At 50.8% G+C, this 17,123-nt stretch carries 10 protein-coding genes; 8 read left to right on the forward strand and 2 right to left on the reverse strand.

Going from position 1 to position 17,123, the window contains the following annotated elements; genetic code table 11:
* Nucleotides 1-191: 191 nt before the first annotated feature.
* Nucleotides 192-1,181, reverse strand: a complete 990-nt coding sequence (locus H6629_09015; protein MCB9067934.1) for an NAD-binding protein — start codon at nt 1,179-1,181, stop codon at nt 192-194.
* 155 nt (nt 1,182-1,336) lie between these two features.
* Between H6629_09015 and rlmD the strand changes: the two genes are divergently transcribed.
* Nucleotides 1,337-2,707: a 23S rRNA (uracil(1939)-C(5))-methyltransferase RlmD gene (gene rlmD, locus H6629_09020; protein ID MCB9067935.1), complete on the forward strand. Its 1,371-nt coding sequence runs from the start codon at nt 1,337-1,339 to the stop codon at nt 2,705-2,707.
* 115 nt (nt 2,708-2,822) lie between these two features.
* Here rlmD and H6629_09025 read toward each other — a convergent pair whose 3' ends face one another.
* Nucleotides 2,823-5,117 carry a TonB-dependent receptor gene (locus H6629_09025; protein ID MCB9067936.1) on the reverse strand — a complete coding sequence of 765 codons (2,295 nt, stop codon included), beginning with the start codon at nt 5,115-5,117 and terminating at the stop codon, nt 2,823-2,825.
* A gap of 305 nt (nt 5,118-5,422) precedes the next feature.
* On the opposite strand from H6629_09025, the gene H6629_09030 reads away from it, so the two are divergent.
* The 7 genes from H6629_09030 to H6629_09060 all read left to right on the forward strand — a co-directional run bounded on the left by H6629_09030 (nt 5,423) and on the right by H6629_09060 (nt 17,071).
* A complete protein-coding gene (locus H6629_09030) occupies nt 5,423-6,100 on the forward strand; it encodes a response regulator transcription factor (protein MCB9067937.1) in 678 nt (225 codons plus the stop codon).
* On the forward strand, nt 6,100-7,500 hold the full coding sequence (locus H6629_09035) for a HAMP domain-containing protein (GenBank protein MCB9067938.1): 1,401 nt from the start codon (nt 6,100-6,102) through the stop codon (nt 7,498-7,500). Before H6629_09030 ends, H6629_09035 begins: the two co-directional genes overlap by 1 nt.
* Nucleotides 7,501-7,602: 102 nt before the next feature.
* On the forward strand, nt 7,603-8,868 hold the full coding sequence (locus H6629_09040) for a TolC family protein (GenBank protein ID MCB9067939.1): 1,266 nt from the start codon (nt 7,603-7,605) through the stop codon (nt 8,866-8,868).
* Between the two features lies 1 nt (nt 8,869).
* Nucleotides 8,870-9,799: an efflux RND transporter periplasmic adaptor subunit gene (locus H6629_09045; GenBank protein MCB9067940.1), complete on the forward strand. Its 930-nt coding sequence runs from the start codon at nt 8,870-8,872 to the stop codon at nt 9,797-9,799.
* Complete coding sequence (locus tag H6629_09050; GenBank protein MCB9067941.1) at nt 9,799-12,861, forward strand: efflux RND transporter permease subunit; 3,063 nt, start codon at nt 9,799-9,801, stop codon at nt 12,859-12,861. The genes H6629_09045 and H6629_09050 overlap by 1 nt, the downstream gene beginning before the upstream one ends.
* A gap of 386 nt (nt 12,862-13,247) precedes the next feature.
* A complete protein-coding gene (locus H6629_09055) occupies nt 13,248-16,709 on the forward strand; it encodes a T9SS type A sorting domain-containing protein (GenBank protein MCB9067942.1) in 3,462 nt (1,153 codons plus the stop codon).
* Entirely contained in the window at nt 16,706-17,071 is a 366-nt protein-coding gene (locus H6629_09060; protein MCB9067943.1) for a hypothetical protein, read from the forward strand. Before H6629_09055 ends, H6629_09060 begins: the two co-directional genes overlap by 4 nt.
* Nucleotides 17,072-17,123: the final 52 nt, after the last annotated feature.

Below are 17,123 nucleotides of genomic sequence, written 5' to 3' on the forward strand. Positions count from 1 at the left end.
GTTTGTCTAAAATTAAATCCGCAAATCCCGGGTTCGTGATATAAATCATCCGAACGTGATTAAAAGTGGCTAATATTTTCACACACCTGAACAACCTAACGCTTTAACCAACTATATTAAGCTTTATCGCTTGAATATTTTGTTTTAAGTCTATATACCTGACAGATTCGTGTATTTATTACACACTTTGGTTAGGTATGGCGCTCACCGCACATTTTATTTAACTGCTGCAAGTTTTCCCATTCGCCGATGGCGATGAGCCTGTCACCCTCGCGAATGGTTTCGGACGATTTCGGATTGTAGATAAATTCCGATTCTGTTCGATAAATGGCTACAATAATAATGTTCAGCCGCTGCCGCAATGTGGAATCGGCAAGTGTGATGCCGTTTAGCTCGGAGCCGTGGCGGACCATAATTTCTTCCAACGCCAGATCGACGCCGCTTTTTCGTGCGACGATATCCATAAAATCCACCACACCCGGACGAACCAGCAAATGTGCCATTCGCAGCGCGCCGATTTCATACGGTTTTACGATACGATTGGCACCGGCGCGAATCAGTTTTTTCTCTGCTTCTTCGCCGATTGCCCGTGTTACGATAAAAATATGGTTATTTAATTCACGGGCGGAAAGCGTAACGTAAACATTGTCCGCATCTGATGCCAAAACCGCAATCAGCCCGCGTGCGTTTTTTATGCCGGCCTGAATCAGCACATCATCGTTGGTTGCATCGCCATGCACATACAGCATATTTGCATCGCTGATCTGTTTGATGCGATCCTCATTTTTTTCAATCACCACAAATTCGGAATGCGTTCCGATCAGCTCGGCGCAAATCGGTCGCCCGAGCCGCCCGTATCCGCAAACGATGTAATGATTCCGCAATTTGCTAACCTGTTTGTTCACGTTTCTTCTCCCAAGAATTTGAGATTCCAGCAATTCCTGAATTGCTTTTCCGCCCAGATATGCCAGGCTGCTAACGCCCGCAACAATCAGGAAAATGGTAAGCACCCGCCCCGCCGGCGACAGTGGCCGAACCTCGGCAAAACCGGTGGTCGTGATGGAAATAATCGTCATGTAAAATGCATCCAGCGGGTCCCAACCCTCCAGTAGCATGTAGCCCAACGTGCCGGTGAGAATAACCGCAAGCGCAGCGATAAATGTCCATTTGAGGTGTTTCATTTTTAATTCGTATCCGGTTCTGTGATTGGGCAAAAATACGCACTAAGCCAACTGAATACAATGATTAAGGATATGTTGCCCAATATCTTTTGTCGGTAGATTATCGGGAAATTTGATGCTACATTTCAAATTCCAAAAATGGAGATCAAAAACAGATGACCCAACACCGGCAAACACCGGCCAGCAAATTTACGGTAACCATCGAATCGCTAAACGCCGATGGCGCAGGCGTTGCGCAGCACAAACAACACAAAGTGGTGATCGAAAAAACGCTGCCGGGAGAAGTGGTGGAAATGAGCTACCACCCGGAGCGACCGCGCAAAAGCCGCATCCGGCTGAAACGGATACTTACGCCGTCGCCGGAGCGTGTTGCGGCGCCCTGCGAATATTTTGATCGCTGCTGCGGTTGCCATTTGCAACACATGGATTACGGTCAGCAACTTCAGTTTAAACAATCGGTTATCGAAAATTTGGTTCGCGAAAACGATGTGCTTTCCGGTATCGCGGTGCATCCGGTAACGGGCATGCCGGAACCGTTTCACTATCGAAATAAGGCACAATTACCATTTTATGATTACAACGGCGAAGCCACATTCGGGCTGTTTCGCAGCGGCACGCACGAGCTGATTCCGGTGAATCATTGCCCGGTGGAGTCGCGCGAGGCAAATATCGCGCTGGGCATCGTTCGCGATTGGGCGCGGCAATTCCGCATTCCCATTTACGATGAATCGACCCACAGCGGATTGCTGCGGCATGTGGCGGTTCGCAAAAGCGTTTTCACCAAAGAAACGATGGTGGTGCTGGTTACCACTTCCCGCGACATTCCGCATATCGCCGATTTGCTGCGCGCGCTAAAAACCGGTTTGTCCGGATTACGCAGCGTGCAAATTAACCTGAACACGGCGGATACGAACACTATTTTGGGCGATGAAAACATCCTCGCGTGGGGCGAAAATTACATCACGGAGCGGTTGGGAAAATGGCGATTCCGGGTGTATCCGAACACGTTTTTTCAGGTGAACACGGTGCAAATGCTAAAAATGCTCGAACGGCTGAAAACCGAACTGTTGCTTAACAGTGAGGATCGCGTGTTCGATTTGTATTGCGGCGTCGGCGCGATTGCGCTGAGCGTTGCGGAACAGGTCCGCGAGGTAATTGGCATCGAATCAAACGTGGAAGCGATTGCCGCAGCGGAAGAAAACGCCCGCGATAACCGGCTGCCCAATCTGCAATTTATCTGCGGCGATGCCGCCGATGCAATGGCCACGCAACTCGCCGCCGGACACGCGCCGGACGTAGTTATCGCCGATCCGCCGCGAAAAGGTTTGCCCGAATCGCTGATTGAACAAATTGCAACGGCGAATCCGCGTTCGGTGGCTTATTTTTCCTGCAATCCCAAAACGCTGGTTCGCGATTTGGCGATTTTCCGGCAAAACGGCTACGCCGCAACAGACATTTTTCCGTTTGATATGTTTCCGCAAACCTATCATGTGGAGTGCTTGACGGTTTTGCAGAAAAGCAAATAATGTCCGAATCTTAACCGCAGAGGTCGCTGAGAGCGCAGAGATTCCGGTGTTTTTTTTGAATAACTGCAAATTCCGCGTTCTTTGCGAACGCTTTGGAAAAAACGGTTATTTCCCATCAAAATTCATATTCCAAACCGAAAATCGGCAGCAGCGAAAACTGCTTGACTTCCAGAATTTCCCGTTTCGTCTGGCTCCAGGCGTATTCGTCGAGATTGGTGCGGTTGTAGGCATTCCAGATGCTCGTGTAGAGCACGATGGTCGCGTTGCGGAAATTGAAGCGGCGATCCGCCCGCAAAAACAGCGCGTGATACGCCGGCAGCGATGCCTCGTTCACCGCGTCCGTTTTGCGGATTTCCGTGCCGGCAGCCAGCGATGCCGCAACGTCAATTTCTGTGTACGGTCGCGCACCGAGATATGTCCAGCGAACGCTCAATTCCCATTTTTTATTCGGACGATACCCGCCGATCACGCTGAACAGCACGCGATTATCGTAATCGCGGTCGCGGGTGACGCCGTTGAAATCCTCGTAGCGGCTGCGAAAATACGATCCGCTGATCATCCCGTAAAAATTGACCGCCATCTTTTTCTGGATCAAAAATTCCACGCCGCGCGCGTACGCCGTGCCGTTGTTGGTCAGCAATCCCCAGTTGGATGCACCGAACCGGTCATCGGGGAGATACAGCGGTCCACGGGTGGCAGTGGCGGGGGTCGGTTCGGGAATGTCGCTGTAATCCTTGTCGAAAAATTCCAGCGAGAGGCGGGTATCCGGCGTCAGCAAATATTCCACACCGGCGATGATGTGCCGGGATTGCAAATCCCTCAGATTCCGGAACTGTTCATCTCGCGAAATCAGGTAATTTGAAACACCCTGATGAAAAATGCCCGCGCTGCCGTTGAGCGTCAATCGCGATGTAAATTGGTACGACAGCGAAAATCGCGGTTCGATAACCGTTTGTTCGTTGAATCCGGAATAGCTGCCGCGAATCCCGAAAACCGTGGTCAATCGCGCCGCCGGTTTGAGCGTCAGGCTGGCAAATGCGCCCATTCGCGCACCGCTGACATCCACATTGTCGCGCGTTTCCACCGGAATAATAACGCCGGAAATGGTCGTATCCGGCACCAGCAGTTGTAAACTGAAGTTGTCGAAATGGTAATCGTAATTGAATCCCAGCTCGATATTGGCAACGCTGCCCGGTTGGAAAAACGTTGAGTGGCGCAAATGCAGCGTGTTTTCCGAAAAATTATTTTCCACCAATCGAATATCCGAACGGCTGGCGTTGCTGTAAAAATCAAATGTTTTGTGAGTGAACGACGCCGACGTGTTCGACCAGGCTGATGTTCCGAGCAGCGAAAACCAGTTCGCGCCAATCGTATTTTGGCGATTGTTCACCTTAAAATACTCGTCGAATCCCTCATCGAGCGCGTCCTCTTTTTCCTGTTGAAACTGGCTGGCGCCGTAAATATTCAGAATTGTGATCTTGTTTTTCGGGTTGATATCCAGCACTATTTTTGTCTGCAAATCCTCAAATCGCGGTGCGCCGCCGGCGTTGATGGCATCGGCAACGAGATCGAGATAGCTGCGCCGCCCGGAAACCAGCCAACTGCCGCGTTTCGCCAACGGTCCCTCAAAAACGCCGCCGAAACCGGCGAAATTCATTTCCAACTGCCCGTCGAAAGTCTCGCGGTTGCCTTCGCGATAATCGATATTGACCACGGAGGACAGCCGGTCGCCGAATTTGGCGGAAAACCCGCCGGTGTAAAAATCGACATTGTCGATGAGATCGGTGTTGATGATGCCGATCGGTCCGTTGGATGCGCCAGACGGCGAGGTAAAATGGTTCACCTGAGGAATGGGAATGTTATCCACAAAAAAGCCGTTTTCCAGCGGACTGCCGCCGCGCACCATGATATCCTGGCTGGTTTCACCTCTGGACGATACGCTCGGCAGCGCTGACAAAATCCGGCTGATATCGCCGCCACCGCCGGGCGAGCGGCGAATTTCTTCAGCGGAAAATGAATTGGCGCTGGGATTTGCCGCATCTTTCTGGAAAAAATCGCTTTCCACCGTTACCGCCTGTCCCTCGATTGCCGCTTCGGCGAGTTCGATATTCACAAATGTGATCCGCCCGCCGCGCACCACCACATCCGTCCGGGATATTTTTTGGTAACCGATGTAATCTGCGCTGATGGTGTGCACGCCAACCGGAACCCCTGCAATCTGAAAATTCCCGGCTGCATCCGTTGCCGCGCCGAGCGATAATCCTTCGAGAATGACGTTTACGCCGGCCAGCGGTTGGCGGGTTTCAACATCGGTAATTTTGCCGTGAATGTTGCCAACCGCATCCTGGGCGGCCAGGTATCCGGTAATCAACATCAATAAAAACAATGCTTTACTAATCAAGTTGATCATTCCTTTTCCGCTAAATTTGAATTCGAAGATTTATCCTTTTGCATATTAATTATGGAAGACCAGGAAGCCAGAAGTCAAGTATTCGGGAAATTTAACCGATTTTTTTGCAAAATAAAAGCAAGATAGAATTAGCAGCAACGGGTTCACTACAGAAATATATAAACAAGATCAAAAAACATTAACCGGTCAATTGAAACTGTTTTTATTTGACAATTCTGTTTTGATACACACCATTTTTTCATTATTTACCGTTCAATCGCTTATATGTTACAGGAACAAAAACAACAGGCTAACTTCGGAGAAAAATGCGCGTTTTAATTGTCGAAGATGACCGGAATTTGGCGGCAAGTTTAGAGCAAACTTTCCAGAATGAAGGATTTCAAACCACCGTTGCCTTCGACGGTAGCAAAGGATGGGAATTGGCAGATGTGGAGCGGTTCGATTTGCTGATTTTAGATATCGGCTTGCCAAAAATGGATGGTTTGGCTGTGTTGCGAGAATTACGGGCGGAAAATATCGATACGCCGGTTATTCTGCTTACCGCCCGCGGACGGCTGGAAGACAAAATTACCGGACTGGATTTTGGCGCAGATGATTATCTGGCAAAGCCTTTTGCCACAGCGGAGCTGTTGGCGCGCGCGCGGGCACTGCTTCGCCGGAAATCCGCTTTCAAAAGCACCCAAATTAACATCGGCGATTTAACGGTGAACACCCATTCCCACGAAGTTTTTTGCCGGCAGCAGTTGGTAAATCTCACGCCAACGGAATATCGCATGCTGACATTTTTGCTGCACAACGCCAACCGTGTTGTGACCCGGCTGGCGATAACGGAACATGTTTGGGACGACAATTTCGATTTGATGACCAACGTGGTGGATGTGCATATTCGCAACCTGCGCAAAAAACTCGACGAATGCGGCATGCCGAATTTGATTGCCACCGTTCGCGGTATCGGCTACACCATTAAAACCACGGGGTTGTGATGTTCACACAAGTCAAGGCCCGAATGACCATCTATTTTTCGATTGTTGTGTTTGTGCTGATGGCGGGATTCAGCGGTTTTTTGTATTGGGGATTTCAGTGGTTGCTTTACCGGAATCTCGACCGCGAGCTGCTCGTTTTGGCAGACGCCATTGAAGACAGCTATGACCCTGTAAAAAATGAATTTACATTTCTAAAATCCGGCACGGAAAACCTGAAAACCGCCCGGGAAGGCTGGGTGCGGATTATTGCAGAAAACGGCGAAATCATTTTCCGGTCCGATGGATTTTTGCAGGATGTCATCGATTTTCCGATGGCGCTTGCCAAATCCATAAAACCGGAGGGGCAACTGTTTCGCAATTTCAACCGGGAAGACGGGCAGTGGTTTCACAGCATCATTTTGCCGGTTCGGAATGTCGGTGCAAACTATTCCGGTGGATGGGTTGAGGTTAGCCAACCGCTCAAACCGCTGCAAAATACGCTGGCGCAGTTTCGCAAACTGGTGCTCATTTCACTGCCGCTGGTGCTGCTGGTTGTTGGTTGGTTAAGTTATTACGTGGTCAATCGCTTTATTCGTCCGGTTGCGCTGATGGCGGATCAAACCGAGCAAATTACCTTTCACAATCTGAAAGCGCGGCTGCCGGTGGTCAATCCCGATGACGAGTTCGGGCGGCTGGCGCAGCGATTCAACAATTTGCTGGATCGGCTGGAACATTCGTTTCTGCAACAGCAGCAATTATTAAGCGATATTTCCCACGAGCTGAAAACGCCGGTAACAGTGCTGCGGCTCCGCTGGGAAAACCAGATCGCCGACGGGCATTTTAACGACGAAACTCGTGCGCAACTGGCAGCGGATGTGGAAGAATTAACCCGGCTTTCGCAAATGGTGTCCGATCTCGGGTTGCTGTCCCAATCGCTGGAAAACGCACCGAAACAGAAGATGCCGCCGCTGGATCTGGCGGCGTTGCTGCAATCCATTTGCGGCGATATGCAGCTCCTCGCCGAAGAAAAAAATCAAGAATTTCGGTGGTCGCTGGGCGACGATATTTGCGTTGCCGGAGAATCGCGATTGTTGCGGCGATTGTTCATCAATTTGTTGGATAACGCCATCAAATTTACGCCGGAGGGTGGAACCATCGATGTTTCCGGCAAAGTTGCCGGTCATTCGGCAATTATCGAAATAAGCGATAGCGGTATCGGGATGACGACCGGGGAAATCGAGCGGGTTTTTGACCGCTTCTATCGCGGCGAAACCGCCCGGAGCGAACATGTAAAAGGCAGCGGTTTGGGGCTTACGTTGGCGAAATGGATTGCGTCCATCCACAACGGGCGGTTGGAATTGCACAGCGAGCCGGGCAACGGCAGCCGCGCTACGGTTTTTCTGCCCATTCAACTTTCCTGATTTTTTCCCGCCAATCTTCATCATTTCTTCATTTTCGTTGGTTATTATTTGCATCACCGTTGGACCGGGTGTGAACCGTTGTTTTGTCGTAAGGGAGTGGTGATGCAACCAAAAATTCTGCTATTTATCGCAATACTGGTGTCTGCGCTGGGTGCGCAAACATCTGCGCAAATGACGTTGGCAACCTGCCTGCAAATTGCCTTCGAAAATCATCCTGCCGTTCAATCCGGCGGATGGCAAATAAAAGCGCTGGAAGCGGATTATCGCCGGGAGAAAGCGGGGTATTTTCCTGCACTTTCGCTGGATGGACAGCACCAGCAATTTTTTTATCGCGAATACAATTTTCGCCAACAGGGATTGCTGCTGACCGGCGACTGGTCTGCTGGAAACTGGCTGAAAAACAGTGCGGCATCCGCAGCGCAATCCATCGAGGCTGGCAAAGCCAATCTTTCAGAAATCCGGCTTTCATTGGCGCAGCGAATTGCCGGTGTTTACTTTTCAATTTTGCAAACAGACCTGCAACAGCAATCGCTGGACAATCAGAAATCATTGCTGGCGCAACACTCCCGGATCGCCGAAGCGTTGTGGCAATCCGGTGCTCGCACGCGGCTGGATTTGCTCCAAACTCGTGCAGCGACAATCGCGCTGGAACAGCAACAAAAGGAAAACCACTACCGGAGAGCGGAATTCCGGAATGAGTTGGCAGTGTTGCTCAATCGCGGCGCAAACGAACTGCCGGTTGTGGCAAATTTCCCGAACCATGTTTTGGCGGACACGATAACCGATGCCCAACAAATTTTTCTGATGTTGCAGAAACAGCATCCGGGCTTACAATCGCTCGATTTTCAGATTCGGGCGGCGCAATTGCAGCGCCGGAAAATAAGTGCAGATTTGCTGCCGCATGTGCAAATGTGGGGCGGATACATCGCCGATGGCGATCCGACGGCTGAGGGAAATTACGGCACAGTCGGGTTAGGCGTTTCTGTTCCGCTGTATCATTGGGGGCAAAGCAAATTTGAAAAAGAAGCGGCTGCCGCATCCATTCGCGATCTGGAATTTCAGCGTAGCCAGTTGCAAAACGAGCTAAAAATTATCGCCGAAAAACTGGCGAACGAGATATCGAAGCTCAATGAAATCATGGACTTGCAGCGTGAGCAATTGGCTATCAGCCGGGAAGCGTTCGAACTGGCCGAAAGCCATTACGAAGCCGGTTTGGTTACCAATGTGGAATATCTGGATGCCCAGCAGCAATGGCAGGAAAACCGGCTGCAACTGCAAAATTCCCAACTGCAACTGCAACGACAGATGATCGAAATTTTCCTGCTCACCGGAAATTACCCACACATTGCCCAATTACAGGGAGAGTGAAATGCGTTTTCTAAAGAAAATAGTATGCTGTGTTTTGGCAGCGATGATGTTTTTTGCATGCCAGAAAAAGAGCGAAATAGCAGACGAAACGGCAGAATATCCGTTGCCCCGTTTGCGCACCGTTGCGGTGCAAACCGCAGAAATAGCGGATACGCTGCAACTTTACGGTCGCATCGCTTTTCGGGATGAAACCCTGCTCGCCTCCCAATTTGAGGGGCGAATCAGCAATTTTTCGTTGCTTATCGGCGACCGGGTGAGCCGCGGGCAAGCCATCGCCACAATTATTCCGCCGCAGCGTGAGGCGCTGATGCAGCTTTACGAACAATCCTCCGCCGATGCCCGCAACTTGCTGGACAGTGAAATCAAAACAACCACATTACGCAGCCCGATAGACGGTGTGGTGATCGAAGTGTTGCGGCGCAACGGCGATGTGGTTCAGCGCGGCGAGCAAATGGTACACATCGGGAATGTGCAAATGCTGCAAATTCTGGCGGATGTTCCGGTGAAAATATTGCCGTATTTGTCAAAAAAACAATCGCTTGCGGTTGCTTTTCCGGGTGCGGATTTGCCGGCAATCGAGCTGCCGGTTGCCGCAATTTCGCCGAATGTCGATCCCGCCAAACAGGCGGCGTTGCTGCGGATAAACCTGCCCAATCCCGGTGGCAATTTTCGCCCGGGAATGCTGGTGAAAATCAGTTTGGTCGCCGAACGCCATTCCGATGCACTGATTGTTCCCCGGGACGCCGTTTTGGAAGAAGATGGGGTTTTCAGTGTGTTTGTGCTGGCGGAACATCATTTGGAAAAGCGCACTGTTGTTCCGGGAATTATGCAGCCGGAGCGCATCGAAATTACCGATGGCATCGCCGCCGGTGAAAAAGTTGCCATCGAAAAAGTATATTCGCTGGTGGATGGAACGGAGGTTCAGCCATAATGGAAAATCTGGTTCGAATGGCTGTGGAAAACAAACGCGCGATTGTGTTTATGGCGCTGCTCCTTTCGCTCACCGGTGCGTATCTGCTGATGCAGATTCCTCAGGGTGTGTTCCCCGAAGCGGAATTTCCGCGCATTCAGGTGCTGGTGGATTTCGGGCTGGCGCCGCTCAGTCAAATGGAAGCAGAAATTGTAAAACCGGTGGAAGAAGCCGTGATGCTGGTGCCGGGTGTCGAGGCGGTGCGTTCCGCAACCAATCGCGGATCGTCCGAAATTGATGTGTTTTTCGGTTGGCATGAAGATATGTTCAAAGCCTACCAATTGCTGCAGGCACAGGTGAGCGGTATCCAGCATGTGCTGCCGGATGGCGTGGTGTTAAACATCCGCCGAATCAACACCAGCACTTTTCCCATTGCCAGCTACAGCCTCTATTCCGACACCCGTAACCTGATGGAATTATGGGACTTGGCGAATTTTACCATCCGTCCCCAACTGGCGGAAATTCCCGGTATTTTCAACATCGAAATTGTTGGCGGTGACCAGCGGGAATACCGGGTGGCGCTCGATCCCGAAAAACTGGCAGCCAATCAGCTGGATTATCGGAGCGTTGCCGATGCGTTAGCGGAAACCAACACGGTTGATTTTGTGGGGCGATTGAACGAGTCGCACCAGTTGTATCTCAACGTGGCGGACAATCGCTACCGGAATATCGCCGAAATCGGCGAAACGGTGATCACCGATCGTTTCCCGACATCCGTTTTACTGCGCGACATTGCCGAAATTTTACCTGCAGCGCAGGAGACGTTTATCAAAACCCGCAGCAATTTTCACGATGCTGTGTTGGTGAATGTGCTGGTTCAGCCCGGCGTCAATTCGGTGGATGTGATGCGGCAGGTGGAAACGCGAATGACCGAACTTCGCCAAAATTTCCCCAATGGTGTTGAATTGCGCAAATGGTACGATCTCTCGGATTTTATCAAAAATTCTATTTTCGGCGTTTACAGCAGTATTTTGGAAGGCGCAGCGCTGACCATCCTCATTTTATTATTGTTTTTGCGGCGTATCCGCATCACGTTGGTAACCGGTTTAATTATTCCCGTGGCATTGCTGATCGCTTTTATTGTAATGAAACTTGCCGGAATGGATCTCAATTTGATGAGTCTGGGCGGTTTGGCAGCGTCGATCGGGATTTTGGTGGACAACGCCATTGTGGTGGTGGAAAATATCGAACGGTATCTGGAAGAAGGTTTTCCGCGAACCGAAGCCGTGGTGAAGGCAACCGGGGAAATTATCGCACCGCTGATCGGCGCAACGCTGACCACGCTGGTGGTGTTCATTCCGCTGGTTTTTTTGAGCGGCGTGCCGGGCATATTTTTTGGCGCACTTGCCGGAACGCTGGCGGTAACGATTGCAATTTCAATGATTTTGGCAGTGTTTTTGACACCGGCAATCGCCGATACGCTGGTTTCCACTCGCCCCAAACAGTCCGGCAAATTTTTACCGAAAATTATTGCCGCACATCAAAAAGTGCTCGAATTTAACCTGAAACAACCATTGTTTGCCTTTGCGCTGGTTCTGGTTTTGGGCGCGGTTGCCGTATTTTCGTATCTAAATATTCCCAGCGGATTTTTGCCGGAATGGGACGAAGGCACCATCGTTCTCGATTTTGTGGCACCGCCCGGCAGCTCGCTGGAAGGCAGTTATGCCATGCTGTCCACCATCGAAAATCATTTGAAAGAGATTCCTGAAGTTGAAAATTACTCGCTGCGGATCGGCACCAGTTTGGGACATCCCCGGGTGCATCCCAACGAGGGTGATTTTTTGATCTCACTGAAATCGGATCGCCAGCGCTCCGTTTACGAAATTATGGATGAGCTGCGCACATTTGCAGAAATCGCTGAACCGCGACTGGAAACCGAATTATTTCAGGTGTTGCCGGATCGGCTGAACAGCGATTTGGCCGGCGAAGTTGCCCCAATTGCCATAAAAGTATGGGGCAACAATCTGCCGTTAATGCAGGAAGTGGCGCAGCAACTCGCCGATTCGCTGGAAACAATTGCAAATATTGAAGATGTGTATCGCGGATACAATCCGTCCGAGCCGGAATTGAACATCCGGGTGCTGCCCGAAGCCGCCGCGCGATTCGGTTTGTCCGTGAAAGACATTAATCGTGCCGTCCGGATGGCGCTGTGGGGCGAGTCGCCGACGCATGTGTTGTCCGGTTTGAAAAATATCCCGCTGCGGCTGCAATACAAAAAAGATCGCGAACGCTATCTCGCAGATGTTCAGCGATTGCCGCTCTATTTTCCGCAAATACAGCGGGTGGTCAATTTGGATGAATTGGCAGAAATCCACAAATCGCCCGGTTTAGCCGATGTTGAGCACGACAATTTGAGTCTGATCATCAACGTTTCCGGGCAAATTTCCGGCAGGGATTTGGGCAGCGTTGCCCGCGATGTGCAGCAGATGCTCGACCGTTTTCCGCTGCCACAGGGCATTTCTACCCAATTGGGTGGCGCATACGAAAGCCAGCAAAACGCCTTCAACGAATTGATGCTGGTGTTGCTGGCCGGCGCGATGATGGTGTTTACCATTTTGCTGTTCGAATTTCGTTCGTTTCGAATATCAATTGTGATTATGATGGGCACGATGCTGGCGGTAACCGGCGTTTTTGTGATGCTATGGCTTACCGGAATTCCGTTCGATATTTCCGCATTTATGGGGATGATCATGATTATCGGCGTGGTGGTGAACAACGGCATTCTGGTGATCGATTACGCGGAATATTATCTGAAAGAACACCGCGATCTGAAGCTGGCGGTGCTCACCGCATGCCGCGTTAGGTTGCGTCCGGTGCTGATGACCTCGCTATCAACAATTACCGGATTTTTGCCATTGGCGCTTTCGCAGGGGCAAGGTTCGGAAATGCTGCGTCCGCTGGCTGTCGCGATGATCGGCGGCATTTCGCTGTCAATTATCTTGTCGCTGCTGTTGATCCCCACGCTTTATTTTTGGGTGAAAAATCGCTCCGCAAATTTCCAAATGACACCAGCAAATGGATAAATAAGTCACACATAATTGTTAACCGCTCCCCAAAACACAGCTGATTTTGATAAAAAAGGGCACCGAAAATTCCGGTGCCCTTTTTTTGTTTAATAAACTTGGCTCACAATTCAATCATGCAAATAAAGCAATAGTGCAGCTTTTTTTTTCAAAATCGCTGACAGCAGAAAAATCCCTACATGTTTATGGTGGTGCGATGTCATATCCGGAATTGATATATTGGGTTATCATGTGACCGGTTCGTATCTAACTCCGGATTTTTCTGAATGACGCAATTATCAACGAACAGAAACGCACTTCATTTGATGCCCCCGGAATCTGGCTTATCCAAAACGATATCTATCAATAGCTGCGATAAATTTTACCAACGTCCAAAGGAGTGAAAAATGCGTGTTTCATCTTCTATTAAAATGATTTGCTTTTTGGGTTACTTGCTTATCTTCTTTTCGGCTGGACAGGCCCAAAATTGGCCGCCGCCGATGCCGGGAAATGAGCATTGGAGCGGTGTTTTCGGCAGCAGTTCCGGACCGATTCCATTCGGCGCAAAAGTGTCTGCCATGTTTCCGAATGGCGATGTTGTGATCGCCGGCGATGTGGGCACGGGTGTGAAAGTATCCAAATGGGTGCAGGCTCTGCAACAGTGGGTGGATTTGGGCGACCGGCTGCGGTTGGAAGGGCAGCCATTTTCCAGCGCAGCGGATATCGAAGTGATGGCAAACGGGGATGTTTACATCATCGGTAGTTTTAATCGTGCGGATAACGGCGCAGGGCAGCCGGCGGTGGAATGTTCCAACATTTTCCGGTGGAACGCCAATGCCAATCCACCCGCCTGGGAACCGGTTGGGGAAGGTTTGAGCAATTATCCGAACAAGCTTGCGATTGATGAAACCAATGGATATGTGTATGTGACCGGGTCCCAAACGGCATGGAACCCGGATGGTACATTGGTGGGCATCAATCGGTTGGGGCGATGGGATATCGCCAATAGCCAATGGGAAATTGTCGGGGTTGGTGTGAACACCCTGATCAGCGATATCGCGCTGGATGCGAACAACGAGCTGTATATCTGTGGCGCATTTACGGATATCCTAAACCCTGATTTTACAAATGTTACCGTCAACCGCGCAGCGCACTGGGACGGCAATTCCTGGCATGCGCTGGGTCAGGGAATTTCCTCGGCAAACCTCAACCCCCGCGATATCGTCATCGACAATAGCGGAAACGTGTATGTGGTAATTCTGGATGCGATTGCCACCAATACGGACAACTCGCAGGTTCTCGGCCCGATTGTTTATTGGGATGGCACCAACTGGCAACCCACCGCGGCGCTTCCGGTGGAATACACATTGGAGATGACCACCGGATTTAACGGCGATGTGTATGTGCTGTATGTCGATCACGGATTTTCCGGTCCGTACGTTGCGAAGTTCGATGGTTCAACCTGGCAGGGCATCGGGCAATATTTGGGCGAATACACGTTTACCATCGCATCGAACAAACAATACAACGCCGTTCGGCTATATTGGGGCGGATTGTACTGGCAGTTAACCAATCCTGCAACCGGTATAACAAATGCCGCCATAAACAACGGTTATTTTAACGGTAATTTCTGGATTCCGATGGCGGGATATGGCAGCACAAACGGGCGAATTCTTACCATGCACATGCTCGGACCCTTTGGCAACACAATGATTGTTGGCGGCGAGTTCTCCAAAATTGCCGGTATCGATGCCCAAAATGTGGCGCTGTACGAAGGTCGATTCTGGTCATCGATGGGGCTTGGTGTCAACGGCAGGGTAAATTCGGTGCACGGATATTACAACTACGTTGTCGTTGGTGGCGAATTTTCGCATGCGATCAACGCGCCGGGCGATTCTGTTCGGGCGAATAATATTGCCTATTTCAACCTGAACACCCAACGGTGGGAAGCTGTCGGTCAGGGTGTGGACGGACCGGTTTATGCTATTTGGTCAAAACTGGATCGGCTATCCATTGGCTTGTTTGGCGAAATACTCGTCGGCGGAAAATTTACCACCGGTTTCAATCCGGACGGAACGCCGGTGCCGCTCAACGCTTTCGGATCGTTCCGGTTCAACCCGACGACAGATGATTTTTGGGAAAATCCCGGCCAAACCAACGGGGTAACCGGCGGCGCTGCAGAAGTGCACGCCATTGCCCGTGCCGGGGCATACGATTACGATCTTTACATCGGCGGTTCGTTTGATGAAGGGCGCAACGCGAACGGCACTACCGTAAACAGCCCGAACATTTTATATTGGGACGGGGTGACAGCAAACGGCTGGACACCGCTCGGCCAGGGAACCGACGGCATTGTTCGCGATATTGAATATTTTCTGGAAAATACATCCGTCAGAAACAATGCAATCTGGATTGGCGGTGAATTTGAGAACATGTTTGCAGCCAACGGCTCGCCCATATTTTGCCGGAATCTCGGCACATGGTACGAAATTGTCGATGAGTGGTATCCGGTTGCCGGCGGCACCGATGGCCCGGTGTATAATATTGCGTCTATCGATGCGTATTATCAGGATGCGCTGGCTGTCATCGCCGGAGATTTTTCGCTCGGCTACTACCCGAACGGCAATGCCCGCGCGATAAATAATGTTGCGCTGTTTTCCATCGGCAATCCGCGTCCGGGATTGATTCCCAACTGGAACACGATGGGCGACGGCGCAAACGATCCCGTTTATACCGCAACCACTTTTCGCCCGTGTTGGGGCGCCGGTGAACACGTGCTCATCGGTGGCGATTTTACGGCCGTTGGTAACAAGGGCGCCCGCGATCTGGCAAAGTGGAAACGCGTTTGGCGGTCTGCGGTTATCGCACATGTGGCATCAAGTCGGTCTTCCGGCGGTAGTAGCTCGGGGCGCAGAGCCCGCGCGGTGATGTATTTGCCGCCCTGTTTTGACATCAACAAAAATAGCGCAATGGTGGAATCGGTACTGTTCGACAGCCTGGCATTCGGTGAATCTTTGATGCTGGACAGCATCCCCAACTATCGCCCATTCGATCTTGTGATAACCGATGCAACAGATTATCTCGATACACTGGCGGTTTTGGATAGCATTACAATTGGATTGGGAACACCGTTGGCGATGGTCGTTGCCGGAGTGGACGATCCCGGCGCGTACGCGCCAAATCCCGAAGGCATTTCCACCGCAATTCGATTGATGTCTGTGCCGATACCCGGTGATAGCGCCAATCCTGCCGATGTGCAAATCGTTTTCGCGAATGCCGTAACTGATGCGCCAAAAGTGAGCATCGCGCTGCAAAACGGCGCAACATTGGTTGACGGCATTTCCTTTGGCGAAGCTGCCGAACCCGTGAACCTGCCGCCGGATAATTACACAGTGGAAGTGCGCGATTCACTGACGCAGCAGGTCATCACCACTTTTGCAATGGATTTGCAGAACAGTGCCGGAAAAGTGCTCACCAAAGTGTTGCAGGGATTTGTCGATCCGTCGGCGAACCAGAACGGCGCACCGCTGGAACTGGGCACGGTGGATGCCGGAACAACCATCGTCACAGCGATAGAAGATGATGTGCAGCCGCCCGTTGCCCAACAGTTTGAGCTGCTGCAAAATTACCCGAATCCGTTCAACCCGACCACGCGCATCGATTTCCGGTTGCCGAAACAGGCGCACGTCAAACTGGATGTGTTCAACGTGCTCGGTCAGCAGGTCGCTACGCTGGTTGATGGGCAGCTCACTGCCGGAACGCATTCCGCAACCTTCGATGCCAGCCAGCACGCCAGCGGGCTCTATTTTTACCGCCTGAAAGCGGATAACGAAATCAGCGAAGTCCGCAAAATGATGCTGTTGAAATGATAAAAACAATTGCCACAGTGGCACAGAGCACTCAGAAATTAAAAAAATACTCCGTGCCCTCTGTGTCTCCGTGGCAAAAAAATCAACAATTTCCGCCGTTTGGCGACGGCAATCCAGCCCCCTGTTTCTTTCGAGGCAGGGGGCTTCTTTTTTGCTGTAATTTTCCGCAAACCGCTGATCTGTCATTCCTGCGCAGGCAGGAATCTCCATCGGCAACCGCTATCAATCCTGTGGTGAAATATTCACACCTGTGGTTTCGCTTCACGAAAACCGATCACAACTCCGTTTCAATTTACGATTGTAAACAATTGAAAAATATGTACTTGCGAAAAGGAATATTTGTTGGCACAATTTCTGAATAATCCATCTGCGAAGAATAGAAATGTTGGGTTGAGAAACAATAAAGGAGAAACA

The organism is Calditrichia bacterium, assembly GCA_020634975.1.
Lineage (GTDB): Bacteria > Calditrichota > Calditrichia > RBG-13-44-9 > J075 > JACKAQ01.

Bases quoted from the DNA above. Each gene is read 5' to 3' on its own strand.
- rlmD (MCB9067935.1), top strand. From the start codon at position 1,337: ATGACCCAACACCGGCAAACACCGGCCAGCAAATTTACGGTAACCATC.
- H6629_09045 (MCB9067940.1), top strand. From the start codon at position 8,870: ATGCGTTTTCTAAAGAAAATAGTATGCTGTGTTTTGGCAGCGATGATG.
- H6629_09025 (MCB9067936.1), bottom strand. From the start codon at position 5,117: ATGATCAACTTGATTAGTAAAGCATTGTTTTTATTGATGTTGATTACC.
- H6629_09030 (MCB9067937.1), top strand. From the start codon at position 5,423: ATGCGCGTTTTAATTGTCGAAGATGACCGGAATTTGGCGGCAAGTTTA.
- H6629_09035 (MCB9067938.1), top strand. From the start codon at position 6,100: ATGTTCACACAAGTCAAGGCCCGAATGACCATCTATTTTTCGATTGTT.
- H6629_09040 (MCB9067939.1), top strand. From the start codon at position 7,603: ATGCAACCAAAAATTCTGCTATTTATCGCAATACTGGTGTCTGCGCTG.
- H6629_09050 (MCB9067941.1), top strand. From the start codon at position 9,799: ATGGAAAATCTGGTTCGAATGGCTGTGGAAAACAAACGCGCGATTGTG.
- H6629_09055 (MCB9067942.1), top strand. From the start codon at position 13,248: ATGCGTGTTTCATCTTCTATTAAAATGATTTGCTTTTTGGGTTACTTG.
- H6629_09060 (MCB9067943.1), top strand. From the start codon at position 16,706: ATGATAAAAACAATTGCCACAGTGGCACAGAGCACTCAGAAATTAAAA.
- H6629_09015 (MCB9067934.1), bottom strand. From the start codon at position 1,181: ATGAAACACCTCAAATGGACATTTATCGCTGCGCTTGCGGTTATTCTC.